The organism is Frankia sp. CcMO1 (assembly GCF_977945845.1).
Genome location: NZ_CDWTMG010000382.1, coordinates 1 through 2,956, shown reverse-complemented (window position 1 = coordinate 2,956; position 2,956 = coordinate 1). Strand labels below are relative to the sequence as shown.

Here is a 2,956-nt window from a genome sequence, read left to right as displayed (position 1 = left end):
ACTTCGAAGAGCCCCGATGTCGCACATCTCGATGAGGCCGTCCCATTCGGGATCCGTCAGTTCCCACCGCAACGGTTCCCGGCTGGCGATGACCACCAGGCCACGGTCGAGCTGTGCCACGAGATCACGTAGCCAGGCATCCGCGAGTTGCGCCCGTCCGGTGCGTACCGGGCTCGGTACCAGGGCCTCGTGGCTGTCAATGATGATCACATACTGTCTGTCCTGGCTGGCGGCCCGAAGGTCTTCAGCGAACAGAAACGTGACGGCGTCGGCGAGCTCACTGTTCGGCAGGTCGTCGAGCGTCGCCGGGGTGGGATCGCGCCGCACCCGCAGGCGGCGGCGTACGTCGGAGCCGCCGCGCTCCAACAGCTTGACAAGGCCGCGGGCCGTACCGAAAACTGGAATTCCGGTCATCGTGTCGGCGATATCCGCGAGAATGGAACTCTCGTCGATGAATGCCAGTTCCGAACGGTTCAACCGCAGGTGTGGGTGTAGCCGCTGCCACAGCACTGCGTAGGCTATGGGGACGTAATGAAGTAACAAATACGTGATCGAGAACATCATCGCAGGTCACAGGCCTGTGGAGGGTTCGAAACGCGCAAGTTATTTCATTTCGACTCCTATGTCGAAGCGATCGAAGTGGACCCCTTGCGACCCCAGTTCGTTGCGTAGCACCGCCAGTTCTTCTTCCTGCTGGCGCAACGAGTGTACCTGCAGATCGAGTGATGCCGTTCGATACCGGGTTGCCGTCCGGTCCTTCAACTCGCGCAGTAGTCGTGACTTACCTATACCGCCCACGCCGGTGGCGTTGAAGACCCGTGGACCGTCACCTATATGGGTCAGCTCTTCGGCGAAAGCCGCCAGCACCGGTTCGCGGTCCACGAAACGCCGCTGCAGTGCGGCGACCCGATGAAACCGTGGCGCAGGCGCCATGTAAACCTCCGACCATCACAGACCGCAATACCGTCGAGGACGATGCAATCATAGTTGAGCTCGACGACGCACGATGGACCAGCACATCGGGCTGCGGCGCGATCCTGCCGATCCGCACCCGGGCGAGCCCGGGCCGGAACCGCGACCACGGTTCCGGCCCGGGTAGGCGTGCGCCGTGGGATCCGGTCGGCTAGTCGTTCTCGAGCGGAATCTCGCCGAGCGGAATGTCCAGGTAGGACGAGGAGCCGTCGGTGGACGAGATCTCGATTTTGTTGTTGGTGACGGTGGCGTCGCCGAAGAATCTGTCCTTGGTGTCCACGACCAGCTGTATCTGGCGGCCCGGCGTGATGCGGTAGTCGGCCGGCTGCAGGTGGATGTCGATCGTCCGCGTCTCTCCCTCGCGGTCGTTGAGCAGGGTGAAGGGCGCGCTGGTGATGATTTTTGCCTTACCGGTACCCGGGTCGACGTCGAACAGGTGCGCCACGAGCGTCGCGCTCTTCGCGGACGGGGTGACCGTGAGATGCGCCGAGACGGTCCCGATGATCTGACTCGGTGCGGTGAGCGGTTCGGTCGACCACACCGCGGCGTCCTCGCGGGAGATCTCCGAGGTCTCGTACACGATCGGAGCCCCCAGTCTTTCGAGGATGCCGGTCTGGACCAGGGCCGGGGCTATCAGGGCGGGGGTGTCCGTGCCGGCCCGGAAGGTGTGGCTCCCCCCGGAGTTGGGCTGAGGAGTCAATGAGCCGTCCGATGTCCCCGGCAGCGGTGCGTTCAGGTAGTAGCGCCGCAGCGGCAGCGTGTACGAGTCCCAGTTGGCGAGTTTCTTGACCGTGAACAGGTTGTGCATGTACTCGGTGTGCACGTCGCCGTCGTTCTCCACGCCGTTCTCCTCGTCGGCAACGAAGCGGTCCAGCCAGCGGAAGGCCGTCGCTGTCGGACGACTGATACCGCCGAGAAATCCCTTGATCTCGTCGCCGCCGTGATCTCCGATCAGTACCAGGAGACGTTTGGGACCGATCAGTGCGTTGAAGAACTCCACCACCGCGGGCACCGAGAAGATGGTCTCGTGCCAGTAGGTGCCGAGGAAGATAGGGACCCTCCTGGCGTTGAGTTCGTTCAGGTAGGTCACCGGTGAACGGACCGCGCTGAACTCCAGCAACCGTTCGATATTCTGATTGGCCCGGAAGTCGTCGAAGATATCCTTGACTTCGGCGGAGAGGTTCTCCTCGCCGAACAGCTTGGTGAGCTCCTCGAACGCCAGCAGGTGTCGTGTCTCGTTCTCGTACAGCGACCAGCCCAGATCGGCCCAGGCGCTCTGCGCGCACACGGCCCTCACCCGGTCGTCGTGCGCCGCGATGATCAGGCTCTGGCCGGCGCCGTAGGACGACCCCGCGAACCCGATTCGATCCGGATCTGCGCGGTCGGGATAGGTGTTCAGTACCCAGTCGATCACGGCCGAGCCGTCCGCCCGGTCTCGCGGACCGGCGACGTCGATCTTCCCCGTGGAGTCGGCGAGCCCACGCTCGCTGTACGCGACCGCCAGATATCCCTTGAGTGCGAAGTTCAACAGCATCCCCGGATACGATTTCCACCCCGTCGACGCCAGCGGAGCCGGCATGATGACGACCGGGTTCGGCCCCGGCCTGAGGGGGACCAGCACGCCGGCGTCGAGCTGGACGCCGGCATCGGCTCCGGGGATCCTGGTCGCGGTGAAGGCCCCCGCTCCCCGCAGTTCCTCGAACTTTGCCACGGTCGCCGGCGGGAGATTCCTGAAGTCGCCGCTCTCGAGGTTCTCAAGAGCGGCGATCTCCGCGTCGAGCAGTGTTCTGTCGTTGGGCGCGAAATCGAACACGTTCGTGGTCTTGACAGTCGTGGTCACTCGGATGATCTCCTTCTGGGCGTGGGAAAAGGAGCCTGCCGGCGAACCTGGCCGACGGGCGCGCGATCGTCCGCGGCCGTGACGAGGTGATGATCCGGATATCGGATCCGTGGTGCGGAAGTCTCCCGGTGCACGGGTTCGGAG

Annotated in this window: 2 protein-coding genes and 1 pseudogene; all 3 read right to left on the bottom strand. The window is 64.0% G+C overall.

What is annotated here, in order from left to right; translation table 11 throughout:
• Positions 1–564 (bottom strand): annotated as a pseudogene (locus AC08OU_RS24145) (aminoglycoside phosphotransferase family protein); the annotation flags it as partial.
• Between the two features lie 39 nt (positions 565–603).
• Positions 604–933 (bottom strand): hypothetical protein, encoded by a 330-nt coding sequence (locus AC08OU_RS24140; protein WP_476602356.1) that lies wholly within the window; start codon positions 931–933, stop codon positions 604–606.
• 190 nt (positions 934–1,123) lie between these two features.
• Positions 1,124–2,812: a CocE/NonD family hydrolase gene (locus tag AC08OU_RS24135; RefSeq protein ID WP_476602355.1), complete on the bottom strand. Its 1,689-nt coding sequence runs from the start codon at positions 2,810–2,812 to the stop codon at positions 1,124–1,126.
• Positions 2,813–2,956: the final 144 nt, after the last annotated feature.

What these genes read in the sequence shown, in the direction of transcription:
- AC08OU_RS24140 (WP_476602356.1), bottom strand. Translation starts at nt 933, where the DNA reads ATGGCGCCTGCGCCACGGTTTCATCGGGTCGCCGCACTGCAGCGGCGT.